Raw genomic sequence first — 18,133 nt, forward strand, 5'->3', positions numbered from 1 at the left:
ACCTTGTCTCCGGGGAGGGTTAGAACCCGACACGTCCAATTGCCAGAGAAATTCACCATCCTGCTCGCGCAACCGTGATTGGCGGTTGCGCGCTCCGGCGAACGTGGCTACATGTTGGGCACGACCGCCTTATGCTTGGTTTTTGTGCATGACCTCAGCCGAACTCCTGACCAGACCGCTCGCGCTGGGCGATGCGATCCTCTTGAACAGGGTGTTCCTCGCACCGCTGTCGGGTATCACCGATCTGCCGTTTCGCAGCCTGGCGACCGCGCATGGGGCCGGGCTCGTGGTTTCGGAAATGGTGGCGAGCGGCGAACTTGCCAAAGGCAGGCGCCAGTCGGCGCTGCGCATCCGCCGGCCCGACGTTCCCGTGCACATGGTGCAGCTTGCCGGCCGCGATCCCGAATGGATGGCCGAGGGCGCGCGCATCGCGGAAGGCGAGGGCGCCGATATCATCGACATCAATATGGGCTGCCCTGCCAAGAAGGTGACCGGCGGCTATTGCGGCTCCGCGCTGATGCGCGAGCCCGACCGCGCACTGTCGCTGATCGAGGCGGTGGCGGAAGCTGTTCGCGTCCCCGTCACGGTCAAGATGCGGCTCGGCTGGGACGAGACCGCGCTCAACGCACCCGAAATCGCCAGGCGCGCCGAAGCGGCGGGCGTCCGGATGATCACCGTCCATGGCCGCACGCGCTGCCAGTTCTACAAGGGCAGGGCGGACTGGCGGGCCATCGCCCGGGTCAAGCAGGCGGTTTCGGTGCCTGTGGTCGCCAATGGCGACGTCACCTGCCTCTCGGATGCATTGGCCATGCTGGAGCAGTCCGGCGCCGATGCGGTCATGGTCGGCCGCGCCCATTACGGCGCGCCGTGGCTTGCCGGTCAGATCGCGGCCGAGGCCAGGGGCACCGTCGCTGCCGGCATCCCGAAGACGCGCGAAGCGCTGGCCCACTATGTCGAGGCGCACTACCGCGCGATGCTGTCCTTCTACGGTGCGCAGAGCGGGCTGCGGCAGGCGCGCAAGCATCTTGGCTGGTATCTCGACCGCCACGCCCCTGGCACGGGACCCGACACGCGCCGCGCCATTCTGACGGGCACAGAGCCCGATATGGTCGTGACGGCGCTGCGCGCGGCGCTCTGCGACGACACCTCCTTTCCAGCATTAGCGAGCGCGGCATGAGCCAGACGGCGGTCAAGGGCCTCAATCCGGCGGCGATCGTGCTCGATACGATCCGCCATCCCGTCATCATGGTGGACGGCGAAGGCTACATCACCTTCGCCAATACCGAAGCCGAGGACTTCTTCCGCACCAGCGCCGCCTCGCTGTCGAAAAACACGCTGGACTACTACATTCCGTTCGGCTCGCCCCTGATCGCATTGGTCGAGCAGGTCCGCGAACGGCGCTCGCCCTACAACGAGTACCGGGTCGACATCTCCTCGCCGCGGCTGGGCCCCGAGCGCGTTGTCGATCTCTACGTGGCTCCGGTTCCCGAACTGCCGGGATCGGTAGTCGTCATGTTCCAGGAACGCTCGATGGCCGACAAGATCGAGCGCCAGATGACCCATCGCGGCGCGGCGCGCTCGGTGACCGGCCTGGCGGCCATGCTGGCCCATGAGATCAAGAACCCGCTCTCGGGCATTCGCGGCGCAGCGCAGCTGCTGGAATCGGTCGTCTCGGACGCCGATCGCGCGCTGACCCAGCTCATTACCGAAGAGACCGACAGGATCGTGTCGCTGGTCGACCGGATGGAGGTCTTCTCCGACGAGCGGCCGATCGACCGCACGCCGGTCAACATCCATGTCGTGCTCGACCATGTGAAGGCCATCGCCACGAACGGCTTTGCGCGAAATATCCGCATCCTGGAGGATTACGACCCGTCCCTGCCGCCCGTCTATGCCAATCGGGACCAGCTCATCCAGGTGTTCCTCAACCTCGTGAAGAACGCGGCGGAAGCGATCGGCAACGACCAGAAAGGCGAAATTGTCCTGTCGACCGCCTTCCGGCCCGGCATTCGGCTCTCGGTGCCGGGAACCCAGAACCGGGTCTCGCTGCCGCTCGAATTCTGCGTGCGCGACAACGGTTCGGGCGTACCGCCGGACATCCTTCCGATTCTCTTCGACCCCTTCATCACGACCAAGCAGAACGGCTCGGGGCTCGGGCTGGCGCTGGTCGCCAAGATCATCGGCGAGCATGGGGGAGTGATCGAATGCGATTCCTCCTCGCGCGGCACGACTTTCCGTATCCTCATGCCCACCTGGCAGCAGGACGGCGGTGGCGGCGACCAAGCGGAGACATCATGACCAAACTAGGCAACATCCTGGTCGCCGACGACGATGCGGCCATCCGCACGGTCCTGAGCCAGGCCTTCTCCCGCGTCGGCCACGATGTGCGGGTCACCTCCAATGCCTCCACCCTCTGGCGCTGGATATCGGCCGGGGAGGGCGATCTGGTCATCACCGACGTCGTGATGCCCGACGAGAACGCCTTCGACATGCTGCCGCGCATCAAGAAGGCCCGTCCCGACCTGCCGGTCATCGTGATGAGCGCGCAGAACACCTTCATGACGGCGATCCGCGCCTCGGAGACGGGCGCCTACGAATATCTGCCGAAACCTTTCGACCTCTCCGAGCTGATGACCATCGTCAGCCGTGCGCTGTCGGAGCCGAAACGCCCCAAGCCTGACCTGCGACCGGAAGAACATGCCGAATCCATGCCGCTGGTGGGCCGCTCGCCCGCCATGCAGGACATCTACCGCATGCTGGCCCGGATGATGCAGACGGATCTCACCGTGATGATCTCCGGCGAATCCGGCACCGGCAAGGAGCTGGTGGCGCGTGCGCTGCATGATTTCGGGCGGCGCCGCAACGGTCCCTTCGTGGCGATCAACATGGCCGCCATCCCCCGTGATCTGATCGAGTCCGAGCTTTTCGGCCACGAGAAAGGCGCCTTCACCGGCGCGCAGAGCCGCTCCACCGGTCGCTTCGAACAGGCCGAGGGCGGAACGCTGTTCCTCGACGAGATCGGCGACATGCCCATGGAGGCCCAGACGCGGCTTCTGCGCGTGCTCCAGCAGGGCGAATACACGACGGTTGGCGGTCGCACGCCCATCCGCACCGACGTTCGCATCGTGGCGGCCACCAACAAGGATCTTCGCACGCTCATCAATCAGGGCCTGTTCCGCGAGGACCTCTTCTACCGCCTCAACGTCGTGCCGCTGCGCCTGCCGCCCCTGCGGGAGCGCAGCGAGGACATCGCCGACCTCGTGCGCCACTTCTTCGCGCAGGTCGAGAAGGAAGGTCTTACGGGCAAACGAATCTCCAGTGCCGGTCTCGAGCAGATGCGGCGTTATGCCTGGCCGGGCAATGTGCGCGAGCTGGAAAACCTGGTGCGCCGGCTTGCCGCGCTTTACCCCCAGGACGAGATCACCCCGGAGATCATCGACCAGGAACTGCGCACGGGCGAGTTCGCCATCGGCTCCGACGAGCCGGCCAATCTTCCCGAGAATCTCTCGATCGGTCAGGCGGTGGAGCAATATCTGCAGCGCTATTTCGCGAGTTTCGGCTCGGAACTGCCGCCGGCGGGCCTCTACCAGCGTATTTTGGCCGAGGTGGAATATCCGCTTGTCATGGCGGCCATGACGGCCACGCGCGGCAACCAGATCAAGGCCGCCGATCTTCTGGGCGTGAACCGCAACACCTTGCGCAAGAAAATCCGCGAACTGGGCGTGAATGTTTACAGGGGATCGCGCCCGGCCTGAGCCGTTTGGGAATTTGCAGCCGGCAGGCGATTGTTGCACAATCGCCACAATGCATTGCATAGATGCTGCCGATTGATCCCGGGCTTGCGCATGACGATCCAGACACCAGCCTTGCCGATTGCGGCGGCACCGACGGCCGACCCGCGCGATACGCGCCGGCTTCTGGCTATGCCGGGCATATTGACGATCCTCGGCGCGCTGCTGACGGCGGCGATCTCGTTTGCGATCCTGCTCGGCCTCACCCCCATATCGCCCGACACGTCGGTGACGCTGAGCCTCATCGCCATCAACACGATCTTCGTCGGCATCCTCATCGCGCTGATCGGGCGCGAGGTGCACCGTCTTCTGCAGGCGCGCCGGCGCGGCAAGGCGGCCTCCAGGCTGCACGTGCGCATCGTCACCATGTTTTCCCTGGTGGCGGCCATCCCGGCGATCCTGGTGGCGATCATAGCCTCCATCACGCTCGACATCGGTCTCGACCGGTGGTTCGAGATCAGGACGCGGGTGATCATCAACTCCTCGCTGTCGATCGCCGAAGCCTATGTGAACGAGAATGCCCGCAATTTGCAGGGCACGACGCTTTCCATGGCCTACGACCTCGATCAGGCGCGATCGCTCTACCAGCTGGACCGGACCGGTTTCAGGTCATTGCTCGGCCAGCATGCGACGGCACGCGCTCTCGACCATGCCGCGCTGATCCGCGAGGATGGCTCGCTCATCATGCAGGCCGACACCAATGCGGACTTCGTCCTGCCCGATCCGCCCATCGAGGCGGTCCAGACCGCGTCTGACGGGCTTCCCGTCCTCATCGAACCGCGCGTGCGCAACATCGTCGGCGCCATCGTGCGGCTGCGCGACATCGAGGACGCCTATCTCTACACGATCCGCACGCTCGATGCGGAGGTCATCAGGGCGCGCCAGATCGTCCGCGCCAACACCGACGAATACCGGACGCTGGAAGGCAACCGCCTGTCGACCCAGCTCGCCTTCGCCATCATCTATCTCGGCATAACCCTGATCGTCGTCCTGTCGGCGATCTGGACGGGCATCGCCGTGGCCGACCGCCTCGTGCGCCCGATCCGCCAGCTGATCGGTGCCGCCGACGAAGTGGCGACCGGCAATCTCGACGTCTCGGTACCCGTGCGTCCGTCCGACGGCGACGTGGCGGCCCTGGGTGACACCTTCAACAAGATGCTCCTCCAGCTGAAGAGCCAGCGCAACGCGCTCATCAAGGCGAAGGACGTCATCGACGAACGGCGCCGTTTCTCGGAGGCGGTGCTGGAAGGCGTGACGGCAGGCGTGATCGGCGTGGACCAGCGCGGCCGGATCGCCATCCTCAACCGCTCCGCCGAGGGAATGCTCGGGCTCCCCGCCAAGGCCGCCATCGGGCGCAGCCTGCTGGAACTCCTGCCGCAGGTCGGAACGGTCTTCGAGGCCGGCAGGCAGTCGGGCCGGCCGATGCACCGCGAGCAGGTCACCTTCCTGCGCGGCGGCGCCGAACGCACCTTCAACGTCCAGGTGACCATCGAACGCGGCCAGGCAAGCGCCTCGGGCCGCTCCTTCGTCGTTACCGTCGACGACATCACCGATCTCGTCACCGCGCAGCGCTCCTCCGCCTGGGCGGATGTCGCGCGCCGCATCGCCCACGAGATCAAGAACCCGCTGACCCCCATCCAGCTCTCGGCCGAACGGATCCGCCGGCGTTTCGGCAAGGTCATCACCGAGGACCGCGAGATCTTCGACCAGTGCACCGAGACGATCATCCGCCAGGTGGGCGATATCGGGCGCATGGTCGACGAGTTCTCCTCCTTCGCGCGCATGCCGAAGCCGGAGATGAAGACCCTCGACCTGCGCGAGGCGCTGCGCGAAGCCTCCTTCCTGGTCGAGGTCTCGCGCGCCGAGATAGCCTTCACCCGCGATTTCGGCGCCGAGCCGCTGACCGGCACCTTCGACCAGCGTCTTCTCAGCCAGGCTTTCGGGAACCTCATCAAGAACGCGGCCGAATCGATCGAGGCCGCCGGCCGCGCGAGCGAGGACAAGGCCGGCGAAATTCTGGTGCGGGCCCGCAACGAAGGCGACGCCATCCGCGTCGAGATCCTCGACAACGGCAAGGGTCTGCCGCGGGAGAACCGCCAGCGGCTGCTGGAGCCCTACATGACGACCCGCGAAAAAGGCACCGGCCTTGGTCTCGCCATTGTCCGCAAGATTGTGGAGGACCATGGCGGCCGACTCGAACTGCATGATGCCCCCTCCGATTTCCACGGCGGCGTGGGCGCCATGATTCGCATCATCCTTCCCGCTGCCCCGGCGGACAGGAGCAGGGACGACGCGGCAAAAGCGAGCAACGAAAAGGTAGAAGATGGCGTCTGACATATTGATCGTCGATGACGAGGAGGACATCCGCGAACTGGTCTCGGGCATTCTCGACGACGAGGGCCATGAAACGCGCACCGCCTTCGACAGCGACAGCGCGCTCGCGGCAATCGCCGACCGGGTGCCCCGCCTGATCTTTCTGGACATCTGGCTGCAGGGCTCGAAGCTCGACGGACTGGCGCTGCTCGACGATATCCGCAAGCTCCACCCGGAACTGCCGATCATCATGATCTCCGGCCACGGCACCATCGAGACCGCCGTTTCCGCCATCAAGCGCGGCGCCTACGACTTCATCGAGAAGCCGTTCAAGGCCGACCGCCTGATCCTCATCGCCGAACGCGCGCTCGAGACCTTCAAGCTCAAGCGCGAGGTCAGCGATCTCAAGCGCCGCACCGGCGAAACCTTCGACCTGATCGGCAAGTCGGCGGCCATGAACCAGCTGCGTCACACGATCGAGCGCGTCGCGCCGACCAACAGCCGCGTCATGATCATCGGGCCATCGGGCAGCGGCAAGGAACTGGTGGCGCGCGCCATCCATGCCCTGTCGCCGCGCGCACAGGGGCCCTTCGTGACGCTGAACGCCGCCACCATCACGCCGGAACGCATGGAGATCGAGCTTTTCGGCACCGAGGCCAATGGCGGCGAGCGCAAGGTCGGGGCGCTGGAGGAGGCCCATGGCGGCATCCTCTATATCGACGAGATCGCCGACATGCCGCGCGAGACGCAGAACAGGATCCTGCGCGTGCTGGTCGACCAGCAATTCGAGCGGGTAGGGGGCACCAAGCGCGTGAAGGTCGACGTGCGCATCATCTCCTCATCCGCCCGCAACATCGAGCAGATGATCGCGGAGGGCCGCTTCCGGGAGGATCTCTACCATCGCCTGGCCGTGGTGCCGGTGGTCGTCCCGGCACTCTCCGAACGGCGCGAGGACATTGCCGACCTCGTCGATCACTTCCAGCTGCAGATGGGCGCCCAGGCCGGCATCCGACCCCGCCGGCTCGGCGACGACGCACTTGCCGTCCTGCAGGCGCACAACTGGCCGGGCAACGTGCGTCAGCTGCGCAACAACATCGAGCGCCTCATGATCCTGGCGCGCGGCGACGACGACGGCGCGCCGATCACCGCCGATCTGCTGCCGGCCGAGATCGGCGACGTGATGCCGCGCGCGCCGAACCAGTCCGACCAGCACATCATGGCGCTGCCGCTCCGCGAAGCGCGCGAACTCTTCGAGCGCGAATATCTCCTGGCCCAGATCAACCGTTTCGGCGGCAATATCTCGCGCACCGCCGAATTCATCGGCATGGAACGCTCCGCGCTCCATCGCAAACTGAAATCGCTTGGCGTATAAGCGCGGACGAAACCTCCGCCGGGCTGCCCGGCCGGAGCATCGCGAAGGACGGATACGGGCGGCATGCGCGTCATAATCTGCGGGGCGGGACAGGTCGGCTACGGCATCGCCGAAAAGCTGGCCTCTGAGGGCAACGACGTCTCGGTCATCGACACCTCGACGGAACTCATCCGCGGCATCCGCGACACGCTTGACGTGCGCGGTTATGTCGGCCACGGCTCGCACCCCGACATGCTCGAGCAGGCAGGGGCACAGCAGGCCGACATGCTGATCGCGGTCACGCTCTACGACGAAGTCAACATGACGGCCTGCCAGGTCGCCCATTCGCTGTTCAACGTGCCCACCAAGATCGCGCGCATCCGATCGCAATCCTATCTGCGGTCCCACTACATGGATCTGTTCTCGCGCGAGAACCTGCCCATCGACGTCATCATCTCGCCGGAACTCGAGGTGGGCGAGATGGTGCTGCGGCGCATCGCGCTGCCGGGCGCGACGGATGTCGTGCGTTTCGCCGAGAACAAGATCGTGATGGTGGCCATCGAGTGTCTCGAGGACTGCCCCGTCGTCAACACCCCGCTCGCGCAGCTGACCGAACTCTTCCCCGATCTGCCCTCGACGGTGGTCGGTGTCGTGCGCGAGGGAAAGCTCTTCATCCCGCATTCCACCGACCAGCTGATAACCGGGGATCTTGCCTATGTCGCGACCACGAAGGAGCAGGTGCGACGCACGCTTGGCCTGTTCGGCCATGACGAGGAGGCGGCGACCCGCATCGTGATCGCGGGTGGCGGCAATATCGGCCTCTACGTCGCGCGCACCATTGAAAGCCGCCAGCACCGCACCCGAATCAAGATCATCGAGAATTCGCGCGATCGCGCGGTGGCGATCGCCGACGAGCTGCGCCGCACCGTGGTCCTGCACGGTTCCGCGCTCGATCAGAAGCTGCTCATGGAGGCCGATATCCAGGAGGCCGACCTGATGGTCGCATTGACCAATGACGATCAGGTCAACATCCTGTCGAGCGTCATGGCCAAGCAGCTGGGCTGCAAGTCCAACCTGACGCTTCTGAACAACCCCGCCTATCACGACTTCGCTGGCATATTGGGCATTGATGCGCAGGTGAACCCCCGCTCCGTCACCATCTCGCGCGTGCTCCAGCACGTGCGGCGCGGGCGTATCCGGGCCGTCCACAGCGTGCAGAAGGGCGCTGCCGAGATCATCGAGGCCGAAGCGCTGGAGACGTCGCCATTGGTCGGCCCGCCGCTGCGCGATCTGGACCTGCCCGAAGGCATGCGCCTCGGCGCGATCTACCGCGACGGCCAGGTGCTGAAGCCGAGCGGCGACCTGAAGATCAAGCCCAAGGACCGCGTCGTCATCTTCGCCATGGCAGGCGCGGTCAAACAGGTCGAACAGATGTTCCGCGTCAGCCTGGAATTCTTCTGATATCCGAGAGAAGTGAGAGGTCGCATGTCCCGCATCGCCTATGTCAACGGCCGCTATGTCCCGCATGGTTCGGCCAGCGTCCATATCGAGGACCGGGGCTACCAGTTCGCCGACGGCGTCTATGAGGTGTGCGAGATCGCGCGCGGCTACATCGTGGACATGCCGCGCCATCTCGATCGGCTCGAACGCTCGCTGCGCGAACTGCGCATCGCCTGGCCGATGGGACGCAAGGCGCTGGAGACGGTGATCCGCGAGGTGGTACGCCGCAACAAGGTCACCAACGGTCTGGTCTATATGCAGGTCACCCGCGGCGTTGCCCGGCGCGACCACTATTTCCCCGCCGCCGACACGCCGCCGGCCATCGTCGTGACCGCCAAGCGGACCGATCCACGCGCCGCCGCGGCAAAGGCCGAAAAGGGCGTGCGGGTCATCACCGTGCCCGAAAACCGCTGGGAACGCGTGGACATCAAGTCGGTGGGCCTGCTGCCCAACGTTCTCGCCCGCCAGAAGGCAAAGGAAGCCGGCGCGGTCGAAGCCTGGTTCGTGGATCCGGACGGCACGGTCAAGGAGGGCGCTTCCACCAATGCGTGGATTGTGACGGGCGAGGGGACACTGGTCACCCGTCCGGCCGAATCGGGCATACTCAAGGGAATCACCCGCGCAACCGTGATGGACATTGCCAAAAAGCACGACCTCAGGGTCGAAGAGCGGGCCTTCACCGTGGAGGAGGCGCTCGCCGCGAAGGAAGCCTTCATCACCGCGGCGACCACCGTGGTGATGCCGGTTGTGGCCATCGACGGCCAGCCCGTCGCCAACGGACACCCCGGATCGGTCACGCTCGCATTGCGGGAAGCCTTTTTTGACGTTGCGGAAAAAACCCTCGCCTGATATCCGCAGTGTCCGCGTGCAGAACACGGCGGTAGATTTCGTTTCCCCGGGGGCGACGATGGTAACGATGCGTGCTTGACAGCCGGTCGCCTTTCGGGCGCTACTAGAGGGACACCGCAGGGGGCTAAGAAGAAAAAATGGCGGAACGTACCCAGAATTTGCAGGACCTTTTCCTCAACACCGTTCGCAAGAGCAAGAACCCGCTGACGATCTTTCTGATCAACGGCGTCAAGCTGACCGGCGTCGTGACGTCGTTCGACAACTTCTGCGTGCTCCTGCGCAGGGATGGCCATTCGCAGCTCGTCTACAAGCATGCGATCTCCACCATCATGCCGAGCCAGCCCGTGCAGCTCTTTGACGCGGACGAGAACCGCGAGGCCTGATTGGCCAACGACATCGTTCCTGACACGTATTCGACCGAATCGGTGACGGCTCGCGCCGTCATCATCGTGCCGATCCTTCCGCAGCAGTTTCGCGACTCCGCGCGCGCCACGGAACGTACAGCTGAGGCACGTCTGGAAGAGGCGATCGGGCTCGCCTGCGCGATCGATCTCGATCCCGTCCATTGCGAGGTTGTCACGGTCAGTTCGCCCCGCGCCGCAACGCTCATCGGCACCGGCAAGCTTGCCGAGCTGGCCGAGATCGTGAAGGAGGCGGAGGCCGAGCTGGTGGTCGTCGACCACGCTCTCTCACCCGTCCAGCAGCGCAATCTCGAAAAGGAACTCCATGCCAAGGTGCTCGACCGCACCGGCTTGATCCTCGAGATTTTCGGACGCCGGGCGCGCACGCGGGAAGGGCGCCTTCAGGTCGATCTCGCGCATCTCGAATACCAGCGCGGCCGCCTCGTCAGAAGCTGGACTCACCTGGAGCGCCAGCGCGGCGGCGGCGGCTTCATGGGCGGCCCCGGCGAAACCCAGATCGAGGCCGATCGGCGGCAGCTGCAGGAACGCATCACGCGGCTGAAACGCGAACTGGAGCAGGTCCGCCGCACCCGCGACCTGCACCGTTCCAAGCGCCGCAAGGTGCCGCATCCCATCGTCGCGCTTGTCGGCTACACCAATGCGGGCAAGTCCACGCTCTTCAACCGGCTGACGGGCGCCGGCGTGATGGCCAGGGACATGCTTTTTGCCACGCTCGACCCGACGTTGAGGCGGGTTCACCTGCCGCACGGCACGGAGGTCATCTTCTCCGACACGGTGGGCTTCATCTCCGACCTGCCGACCCATCTCGTGGCGGCCTTCCGGGCCACTTTGGAAGAGGTCATCGAAGCCGATCTCGTCATCCATTTGCGCGACATTGCCGATCCCGATACCGCCGCGCAGGCCGAGGACGTGGTCGAGATCCTGTCCGACCTCGGTGTCGAGCGCGACAACGAACGGGTGCTCGAGGTCTGGAACAAGATCGACCTGCTCGATGCCGACCAGCACGACCATATCGTCCAGGCCAGTGGCTCCGCGCAGGCCATCGCGGTTTCGGCGATCACCGGCGAGGGTGTCGACACGCTCCTGTCGGAGATCGAACGGCGCATTGCGGGAACGCTGGAATCGATGGATCTGTCGCTGTCGCCCGACCAGCATGGCGAGCTGGAATGGATCTACCGCAACGCCGAGGTACTCGCGCGCACCGACCGCGAGGATGGCGGTGTCGATGTGCGGGTGCGTGCCCCCGAAACGGCCTGCCGGCGCATCCGCGAACGCGTGGCGGCAACCAGCCGGCCAGCGCCAGGGGGCCCTGAATCTGTCTGACATGCGCCGTTTGCAGCGGAGGTGAATGTTGATCTACCAGTTGCGGATCTACGAGATTTTCGAAGCGAACAAACTGGAATTTCACGCCCGTTTCCGGGATCACGCGCTACGCATCATGAAGAGCTACGAATTCGACATCGTGGCGGCCTGGGAAGCCAGGTCTCAAGAGAGGACTGAGTTTCTCTATGTCGTGCGCTGGCCCGACGAGGCGACGATGAAGAGCCATTGGGCCAGGTTCATGGCCGACGAGGAATGGCAACGCATCAAGCAGGAAACGGCGGCCGTCAGCGGAAGACTCGTCGGCGAGATCCAGGAGCGCATCATGCACGAGGTCGAATATTCGCCTCGCCAATGGCGGTAACTGCGGGCTAGCGCCGCCGCTTGGCGGCCTGCCAGAGCGCTTCCATCTCGTCGAGCGTGGCGTCCTGGAGCGTGTCGCCGCGTTCCAGAAGCGCCTGTTCGATGGCGTGGAACCGGTCCCGGAACTTGTCGTTGGTGCCGCGCAACGCGTCTTCGGCCTCGACGCCCAGATGCCGGCCGAGATTGACCACGGCAAACAGCAGGTCGCCGAATTCCTCCGCGATCTCGGCCTTGCCGCCAGCTGCCACGGCCTCGCGCAACTCGCCGATCTCTTCCTCGATCTTGTCGAGAATGGGCGGCGCCTCCGACCAGTCGAAACCGACACGCGCGGCCTTCTGCTGCAGCTTGAGCGCGCGCACCAGGCCGGGCAGGGCAAGCGGTATGCCGTCGAGATAGCCCTTGCCGTTTTCCTCCGGATCGAGCCCGCGGGCGAGCCGCGCGGCGCGCTTCTCGGCCTTTTCCTCTGCCTTGATGTTCTCCCACATGCCCTTGGCCATGCCGGCGCCGCGCGCTGTCTCGTCGCCGAAGACATGCGGATGGCGCCGGATCATCTTTCGCGTCACCGTCTCGACGACGTCGCCGAAATCGAAACTGCCTTCTTCCTCCGCCATCCTTGCGTGATAGACCACCTGCAGCAGCAGATCGCCCAGTTCCTCGCGCAGGTCGTCCTTGTCGCCACGCGCGATGGCGTCGGCCACCTCGTAGGCTTCCTCGATCGTGTAGGGCGCGATCGACGCGAAATCCTGTTCGAGATCCCACGGACAGCCGGTGACCGGGGTCCTGAGCGCTTCCATGATTTCGATGAGGCGAAAGACGTCGCGGGAAGGTGTCATCCTGCGACGCTATGCGAAGCCAGGGCGAGGGCCAATGCCCAGCTTGCGCCAGCGGGGCTTGTCCACAGGCGGACCGGCTGGACGGGAGTCTCAGGAAGGCCTGTAGTCGAGACCCTTTGCGGCCAGGGCATCGCCCAGTATGGCGATCGCCTTCGGCCCGATACCATGGATCGCCAGCAGTTCCTTCTTTGAATGGCTGGCCACCTGGTGCAGCGTGGTAATGCCATTCTGGGACAATTCTCGCGCAGCTGTCTTGCCGATGGCATTCGGCAGATCGCCGACAGGGCGGATATCGGGTGTAGGGGCCATTACGCGTCAGTCCACCGTTGCATCCAACTCCGGCAGACTAGCCGGGGAGAGCGATAACGAGCAACGTGGCTCAGCCTCCCATAGCCACATCCGTCAGTCGCATAAGATAGATTATGGAACTCACATATGCCCACAAACCCGGTGGATTGGGATTGAGACCGGCTCGATAGCCGCAATATACACCACACCAAGCAGTCCTCACACCGGGCGTTCGATGCACCATGGCAATCACAGACGGACTGCCGGCCCCGTCCACACGGTGCTTCTTTGATCAGCACGACATTCTTGCCGCATCAGCGGGTTAGCCGATCTTGCTCATCTCGGTTTTGAGTTGCACGTGCGGCCTGGATGGGATTTCCGCGGCCGCGCGCCAACGCGTGCGCGATGATCGCCATTCCGTGACCGGGTCATCTGAACATTTCAAGCTTCAAGGCGTTTGCGACCTACGAACACCGAGGAGATCCACAATGCTTCGAACCACTTTTCCCGCCACGGCCGTTGCCCTCGTGTTGGCGTCATCCGCCGCCTTCGCACAGGAGGATTTCGGGTCCGCGACCGCGCCGTTCTCGCTGCCCGAACTGCCTTATGCGACCGATGCGCTGGAGCCCGCAATCGATGCGGAGACGATGGAACTGCACCATGGCATGCATCATCAATCCTATGTCGACACGCTCAACGAGGCCGTCGAAGCCGACCCGGCGCTGGCCGACATGACCCTCGACGAACTCGTGGCCGCTGCCGGCGGTCTGTCGGACGAGGTCCGCAACAATGCGGGCGGCCACTGGAACCACTCCTTCTTCTGGCCCTTGATGGCGCCCGAGGGCGAAGGCGGCGAGCCTTCGAAAGAATTCGCCGGCGCCATCGATGCGGTCTTCGGCTCCATGGACGAGTTCAAGAGCGCCTTCGAGGAAGCCGGCACCGGCCAGTTCGGCTCGGGCTGGGCCTGGCTCATTGTCGACGGCAACGGCGAACTGGCCATCACCTCCACGCCTGACCAGGACAATCCGCTGATGGACGTGGCCGAAATCCAGGGTACCCCCATCCTTGGCAACGACGTGTGGGAACACGCTTATTACCTCACCTACAACAACCGCCGCGCCGAATATCTGAGCGCCTGGTGGGATGTGGTGGACTGGGAACAGGTCTCCGCCAACTACGCCGAGGCCGTGGCCGCGCAATGACGCTGACGGGACGCCCGGGCAATCGGTCCGGGCGCTTCCCCTGCCCTTCGCCCGCCACCTGTCCTCAGCCGAGCGCCGTCATGCATCTCGTCCCCATCCCGCTCGCACTGCTGGCCTCGGCCGCTGGCGCCTTCACGCTGGTCTCGATGATTCCCACATAGAGCGCCTTCTGAAGGTGCCGCGGACGCTGGATGCGCGGGCCCCTGTTCTACGCAGCCAGCGCCGCGACCTGTGCCCCGGCCGCGTCAAGCAGCGCGCGTGGCTCGGCTGAAAAGACCGCGTCATGCGCGCCGGCCGCCGCCCACACGACCTTGAAACCGAGCAGCGTCTCGTCGGCAAAGGCGGTTATGGGCTCGAGATGGCCGATCGGCGCCACGCCGCCGATTGCGAAACCGGTGCGCTCACGGATAAGCCGCGGGTCGGCGCGCTCCAGCGCCTCGCCGGCCAGCGCGGCCGCCCTTGTCGTGTCGAGCCGGTTGTTGCCGGCCACCAGGAACAGCACCAGCCGGCCGGACTCCTTGCCCTGGAAGATGAGCGACTTCACGATCTGCGCCACGTCGCAGCCGCATTGCTGCGCGGCTTCTTCTGCGGTGCGCGTGGACTCACCCATGCGCCGCACCTCGATCGTCAGCCCGGCCGCCTTGGCGGCTTGCTCGACACGGCGGATGCTCTTGCTCATTTCCTCACCATTTCAGTCACTTGCAGCGTCGAATTCAATCACCATGCCATCATGCCCCGGCCGCACGTGATCCGGTGTTTCACGCGCGACCGTCTCGTAGTCGAGCGGAATATGCATATGGGTGAGGATGGCGCTGCGGGGCTTGAGGCGCTCGATCCATTCCAGCGCTTCGCCGAGCGACAGATGGCTCGCATGAGGCTTGTACTGCAGCGCGTCGATGACCAGTAGGTCGAGATCCTGAAGCTGCGCCGCGGTGTCGCCGGGAAAGTCGCTGACATCAGAGCAATAGCCGATCCCGCCGACCCGATATCCCAGCGCGATGATGTCGCCATGGATCAGCGGCAGCGGCTGGAAGGTGATCGCACCGCCCGCGCCGTCTATCGTGAACGGCAAGTCGTGGGCGACGGCGTGCGCGCGCAGGATGGGCGGATAGGAACTGCCGGGCGGCGTTTCGAAGCAATATCCAAACGAATGATGCAGCCGGTCGAGGGTCGGCCGGTCCGCATGGATGTCCACCAGCCGGCGCTGGTAGAGCGCGAAGCCGCGCAGATCGTCGATCCCGTGTATGTGGTCGGCATGCGGATGCGTGTAGACCACCGCGTCGAGCGCCTGCACGCCCGCATCGATCATCTGCAGGCGGAAATCCGGCCCCGTGTCGATGACGACGCGGGTGGTCCCCGTGTCCGACACGCGCTCGATCATGGCCGAGGCGCGGCGGCGGCGGTTTTTCGGGTTGGCGGGATCGCAATTGCCCCAGTCGCCGGTGATGCGCGGCGTGCCCGGCGACGAGCCGCACCCCAGAAGCGTGAAGCGCAGCCGGTCAGGCATCGATGTCCGGCCGCTGCGCCCGCGCGAACAGGCGGAAGAAATTGTCGGTCGTCAGCCGCGCGATCTCCGCGTCATCCACGCCGATCGTCTCGGCCAGCACATGCGCGGTATGGGCCACGTAAGCCGGCTCGTTGCGCTTTCCCCGGTGGGGCATGGGCGCGAGATACGGCGCGTCGGTCTCCACCAGAAGACGCTCGCGCGGCACGTCGCGTGCGATCGCCCGCAATTCCTCCGATTTCTTGAAGGTGAGGATGCCCGAAAACGACACATAGCCGCCGAGCTTCACGCCGGTTTCCGCCAGCTTGCGGCCCGAAGAGAAACAATGCAGCACGAAGGGGAAGGCCCCCTTCCCCATCTCGTCTTCCAGGATGGCTGCCATGTCGTCGTCCGCGTCGCGGGCATGAATGACGAGCGGCAGCCCGCTTTCGCGCGCCGCGGCGATATGGGTGCGCAGACCCGCCGCCTGGTCGTCGCGCGGCGCCTTGTCGTAGAAATAGTCGAGGCCGGCCTCGCCGATGGCGACCACCTTCTCGTGCTCGGCCAGCCTGAGCAGCTGGTCGACCGTGACGTCCGTCTCCTCGCCGGCATTGTGCGGATGCGTGCCGACCGAGCACCAGACTTCCTCATGCGCCTCGGCGATCGCGCGGATATCGTCGAAACGGCGTACCCGCGTCGAGATGGTGACCATGCGCTTGACCCCGGCCGCGACCGCGCGCGCGATGAAGCCCGCGCGGTCCTCGGCGAAATCCGGAAAATCCAGATGGCAATGGCTGTCGACAAGCATGCTCACGGTCAGGCTGTTCCCGCGTCCTGGTCGACATAGCGCGGAAAGACGCCCTGCGGCGCCGGCAGCGCCGTGCCGGGCACCAGCGCATGGGCATCGCCCAGATGCGCGAAGTCGCGCGCATCCGGCGCCACCGCGAGAAGGTCGAGCAGCTTGGCGGCCGAGCCCGGCATGAAGGGCTGGCACAATATCGCCAGCCGCCGGATCGCCTCCGCCGTGGTGTAGAGCACGCTGTTCATGCGCGCGGGATCGGTCTTCTTCAGCGCCCACGGCTCCTGGCCGGCGAAATAGCGGTTGGCCTCCGCGACCACGGCGAAGATTGCAGCCAGCGCATGGTGGAGCGCCTGGTCGCCCATGGCCTTGCGCGCCTCCGCCAACGCCTTTTCCGTCTGCGCCAGGATGGCACGATCGGCCTCGGTCGCCTCGCCCTTCTCGGGCACCTTGCCGTCGCAATTCTTGGCGATCATCGATAGCGAGCGCTGCGCCAGATTGCCAAGATCATTGGCGAGGTCGGCATTGGTGCGGTTGACGATGGCCTCGTGGCTGTAGGTGCCGTCCTGGCCGAACGGCACCTCGCGCAAGAGGAAATAGCGCACCTGGTCGAGGCCATAGGTCTCGATCAGCGCGAAGGGATCGACCACGTTGCCGACCGATTTCGACATCTTCTCCCCGCGGTTGAACAGGAAACCGTGCGCGAAGATGCGCTCGGGCAGTTCGATGCCCGCCGACATCAGGAAGGCCGGCCAGTAGACGGCGTGGAAGCGCACGATGTCCTTGCCGATGATGTGGGTCGCCGGCCACCACGACCAGGCCTTGCCCTGGGTGTCGGGATAGCCGGCCGCGGTGATGTAGTTGGTCAGCGCGTCGACCCACACATACATGACGTGCTTCTCGTCGCCCGGCACCGGAACGCCCCATGAGAAGGTCGAGCGCGAGATCGAGAGGTCGCGCAGGCCGGACTTCACGAAGCTCATGACTTCGTTGCGGCGTTCGGCCGGACCGATGAAGTTCGGGTTCTTCTCGAAATGCGCGATCAGCCTGTCCTGATAGGCCGAAAGCCGGAAGAAATAGGTCTCTTCCTCCTGCCATTCGACGGGCGAGCCGAGCGGCTCGCGGCGCACGCCATCATCGCCGAGCGTCGTTTCGCTCTCGTCGAAATAGGCTTCCTGGCGGACCGAATACCAGCCCTTGTAGCTGTCGAGATAGATGTCGCCATTATCCGCCATTGCCTTCCAGATCGCCTGGCTGGCCACGTGATGGCGCTTCTCCGTGGTGCGGATGAAATCGTCGTTGGAGCCGCCGACGGCTTCCACCATGGTGCGGAAGATGGCCGAGTTGCGGTCCGCCAGCTCCTGCGCGCTGATCCCCTCCTTGTCGGCCGTCTGCTGCATCTTCAGCCCGTGCTCGTCGGTACCCGACAGGAAGAACACCTGCTTGCCGTCCAGCCGCTGGAAACGAGCCAGCGCATCGGTGGCAATCACCGTATAGGCGTGCCCGATATGGGGCTTGCCGTTCGGGTAGAAGATCGGGGTGGTGATGTAGAACTTGTCGCGCGTCATTCGAAAGCATGTCCGGGAGTAAGGGCTGTGGCGCCCAGATAGCCCATCGGG

General features: G+C 65.1%; 17 protein-coding genes. 11 read left to right on the forward strand and 6 right to left on the reverse strand.

Going from position 1 to position 18,133, the window contains the following annotated elements:
• The first annotated feature begins 148 nt into the window (after positions 1-148).
• The 10 genes from dusB to GRZ55_RS04430 all read left to right on the forward strand — a co-directional run bounded on the left by dusB (position 149) and on the right by GRZ55_RS04430 (position 11,910).
• Positions 149-1,177: a tRNA dihydrouridine synthase DusB gene (gene dusB / locus GRZ55_RS04385; protein WP_169285689.1), complete on the forward strand. Its 1,029-nt coding sequence runs from the start codon at positions 149-151 to the stop codon at positions 1,175-1,177.
• Positions 1,174-2,298 (forward strand): nitrogen regulation protein NR(II), encoded by a 1,125-nt coding sequence (locus GRZ55_RS04390; RefSeq protein ID WP_169285690.1) that lies wholly within the window; start codon positions 1,174-1,176, stop codon positions 2,296-2,298. The genes dusB and GRZ55_RS04390 overlap by 4 nt, the downstream gene beginning before the upstream one ends.
• Positions 2,295-3,755, forward strand: a complete 1,461-nt coding sequence (gene ntrC, locus GRZ55_RS04395; RefSeq protein WP_169285691.1) for a nitrogen regulation protein NR(I) — start codon at positions 2,295-2,297, stop codon at positions 3,753-3,755. Before GRZ55_RS04390 ends, ntrC begins: the two co-directional genes overlap by 4 nt.
• 90 nt (positions 3,756-3,845) lie before the next feature.
• Positions 3,846-6,125: a PAS domain-containing sensor histidine kinase gene (locus GRZ55_RS04400; protein ID WP_169285692.1), complete on the forward strand. Its 2,280-nt coding sequence runs from the start codon at positions 3,846-3,848 to the stop codon at positions 6,123-6,125.
• Complete coding sequence (locus GRZ55_RS04405; RefSeq protein WP_169285693.1) at positions 6,115-7,476, forward strand: sigma-54 dependent transcriptional regulator; 1,362 nt, start codon at positions 6,115-6,117, stop codon at positions 7,474-7,476. The genes GRZ55_RS04400 and GRZ55_RS04405 overlap by 11 nt, the downstream gene beginning before the upstream one ends.
• A gap of 63 nt (positions 7,477-7,539) precedes the next feature.
• Positions 7,540-8,916, forward strand: a complete 1,377-nt coding sequence (gene trkA, locus GRZ55_RS04410) for a Trk system potassium transporter TrkA (RefSeq protein ID WP_169285694.1) — start codon at positions 7,540-7,542, stop codon at positions 8,914-8,916.
• 24 nt (positions 8,917-8,940) lie between these two features.
• Positions 8,941-9,804, forward strand: coding sequence for a D-amino-acid transaminase (locus GRZ55_RS04415; protein ID WP_169285695.1), 864 nt, complete (start codon positions 8,941-8,943; stop codon positions 9,802-9,804).
• Positions 9,805-9,941: 137 nt separating this feature from the next.
• Entirely contained in the window at positions 9,942-10,187 is a 246-nt protein-coding gene (hfq, locus tag GRZ55_RS04420; protein WP_169285696.1) for an RNA chaperone Hfq, read from the forward strand.
• Positions 10,188-11,549, forward strand: a complete 1,362-nt coding sequence (hflX, locus tag GRZ55_RS04425) for a GTPase HflX (RefSeq protein ID WP_169285697.1) — start codon at positions 10,188-10,190, stop codon at positions 11,547-11,549.
• 25 nt (positions 11,550-11,574) lie between these two features.
• The gene (locus GRZ55_RS04430; protein ID WP_246734516.1) at positions 11,575-11,910 is read left to right on the forward strand and encodes an NIPSNAP family protein; all 336 of its coding nucleotides are present in this window, start codon (positions 11,575-11,577) and stop codon (positions 11,908-11,910) included.
• Positions 11,911-11,917: 7 nt separating this feature from the next.
• Here the strand turns inward: GRZ55_RS04430 and mazG are convergent, their stop codons facing one another.
• Both mazG and GRZ55_RS04440 read right to left on the reverse strand, forming a co-directional pair.
• Positions 11,918-12,742 (reverse strand): nucleoside triphosphate pyrophosphohydrolase, encoded by an 825-nt coding sequence (gene mazG, locus GRZ55_RS04435; RefSeq protein WP_169285698.1) that lies wholly within the window; start codon positions 12,740-12,742, stop codon positions 11,918-11,920.
• Positions 12,743-12,832: 90 nt separating this feature from the next.
• The gene (locus GRZ55_RS04440; RefSeq protein WP_169285699.1) at positions 12,833-13,051 is read right to left on the reverse strand and encodes a helix-hairpin-helix domain-containing protein; all 219 of its coding nucleotides are present in this window, start codon (positions 13,049-13,051) and stop codon (positions 12,833-12,835) included.
• Between the two features lie 467 nt (positions 13,052-13,518).
• Here GRZ55_RS04440 and GRZ55_RS04445 point away from each other — a divergent pair, with 467 nt between their 5' ends.
• On the forward strand, positions 13,519-14,232 hold the full coding sequence (locus GRZ55_RS04445; protein WP_169285700.1) for a superoxide dismutase: 714 nt from the start codon (positions 13,519-13,521) through the stop codon (positions 14,230-14,232).
• Positions 14,233-14,440: 208 nt separating this feature from the next.
• Here GRZ55_RS04445 and GRZ55_RS04450 read toward each other — a convergent pair whose 3' ends face one another.
• The 4 genes from GRZ55_RS04450 to metG are packed head-to-tail and all read right to left on the reverse strand — an operon-like array spanning position 14,441 to position 18,082.
• Positions 14,441-14,911, reverse strand: a complete 471-nt coding sequence (locus tag GRZ55_RS04450) for a YbaK/EbsC family protein (protein WP_169285701.1) — start codon at positions 14,909-14,911, stop codon at positions 14,441-14,443.
• Between the two features lie 12 nt (positions 14,912-14,923).
• A complete protein-coding gene (locus GRZ55_RS04455) occupies positions 14,924-15,739 on the reverse strand; it encodes an MBL fold metallo-hydrolase (RefSeq protein ID WP_169285702.1) in 816 nt (271 codons plus the stop codon).
• Positions 15,732-16,523: a TatD family hydrolase gene (locus GRZ55_RS04460; RefSeq protein WP_169286006.1), complete on the reverse strand. Its 792-nt coding sequence runs from the start codon at positions 16,521-16,523 to the stop codon at positions 15,732-15,734. The genes GRZ55_RS04455 and GRZ55_RS04460 overlap by 8 nt, the downstream gene beginning before the upstream one ends.
• 8 nt (positions 16,524-16,531) lie before the next feature.
• Positions 16,532-18,082 (reverse strand): methionine--tRNA ligase, encoded by a 1,551-nt coding sequence (gene metG / locus GRZ55_RS04465; protein ID WP_169285703.1) that lies wholly within the window; start codon positions 18,080-18,082, stop codon positions 16,532-16,534.
• Between the last annotated feature and the right edge of the window lie 51 nt (positions 18,083-18,133).

Source organism: Chelativorans sp. ZYF759, assembly GCF_012911015.1.
Classification (GTDB): domain Bacteria; phylum Pseudomonadota; class Alphaproteobacteria; order Rhizobiales; family Rhizobiaceae; genus ZYF759.

Bases quoted from the DNA above. Each gene is read 5' to 3' on its own strand.
- dusB (WP_169285689.1), top strand. From the start codon at position 149: ATGACCTCAGCCGAACTCCTGACCAGACCGCTCGCGCTGGGCGATGCG.
- GRZ55_RS04390 (WP_169285690.1), top strand. From the start codon at position 1,174: ATGAGCCAGACGGCGGTCAAGGGCCTCAATCCGGCGGCGATCGTGCTC.
- ntrC (WP_169285691.1), top strand. From the start codon at position 2,295: ATGACCAAACTAGGCAACATCCTGGTCGCCGACGACGATGCGGCCATC.
- GRZ55_RS04400 (WP_169285692.1), top strand. From the start codon at position 3,846: ATGACGATCCAGACACCAGCCTTGCCGATTGCGGCGGCACCGACGGCC.
- GRZ55_RS04405 (WP_169285693.1), top strand. From the start codon at position 6,115: ATGGCGTCTGACATATTGATCGTCGATGACGAGGAGGACATCCGCGAA.
- trkA (WP_169285694.1), top strand. From the start codon at position 7,540: ATGCGCGTCATAATCTGCGGGGCGGGACAGGTCGGCTACGGCATCGCC.
- GRZ55_RS04415 (WP_169285695.1), top strand. From the start codon at position 8,941: ATGTCCCGCATCGCCTATGTCAACGGCCGCTATGTCCCGCATGGTTCG.
- hfq (WP_169285696.1), top strand. From the start codon at position 9,942: ATGGCGGAACGTACCCAGAATTTGCAGGACCTTTTCCTCAACACCGTT.
- GRZ55_RS04430 (WP_246734516.1), top strand. From the start codon at position 11,575: ATGTTGATCTACCAGTTGCGGATCTACGAGATTTTCGAAGCGAACAAA.
- mazG (WP_169285698.1), bottom strand. From the start codon at position 12,742: ATGACACCTTCCCGCGACGTCTTTCGCCTCATCGAAATCATGGAAGCG.
- GRZ55_RS04440 (WP_169285699.1), bottom strand. From the start codon at position 13,051: ATGGCCCCTACACCCGATATCCGCCCTGTCGGCGATCTGCCGAATGCC.
- GRZ55_RS04445 (WP_169285700.1), top strand. From the start codon at position 13,519: ATGCTTCGAACCACTTTTCCCGCCACGGCCGTTGCCCTCGTGTTGGCG.
- GRZ55_RS04450 (WP_169285701.1), bottom strand. From the start codon at position 14,911: ATGAGCAAGAGCATCCGCCGTGTCGAGCAAGCCGCCAAGGCGGCCGGG.
- GRZ55_RS04455 (WP_169285702.1), bottom strand. From the start codon at position 15,739: ATGCCTGACCGGCTGCGCTTCACGCTTCTGGGGTGCGGCTCGTCGCCG.
- GRZ55_RS04460 (WP_169286006.1), bottom strand. From the start codon at position 16,523: ATGCTTGTCGACAGCCATTGCCATCTGGATTTTCCGGATTTCGCCGAG.
- metG (WP_169285703.1), bottom strand. From the start codon at position 18,082: ATGACGCGCGACAAGTTCTACATCACCACCCCGATCTTCTACCCGAAC.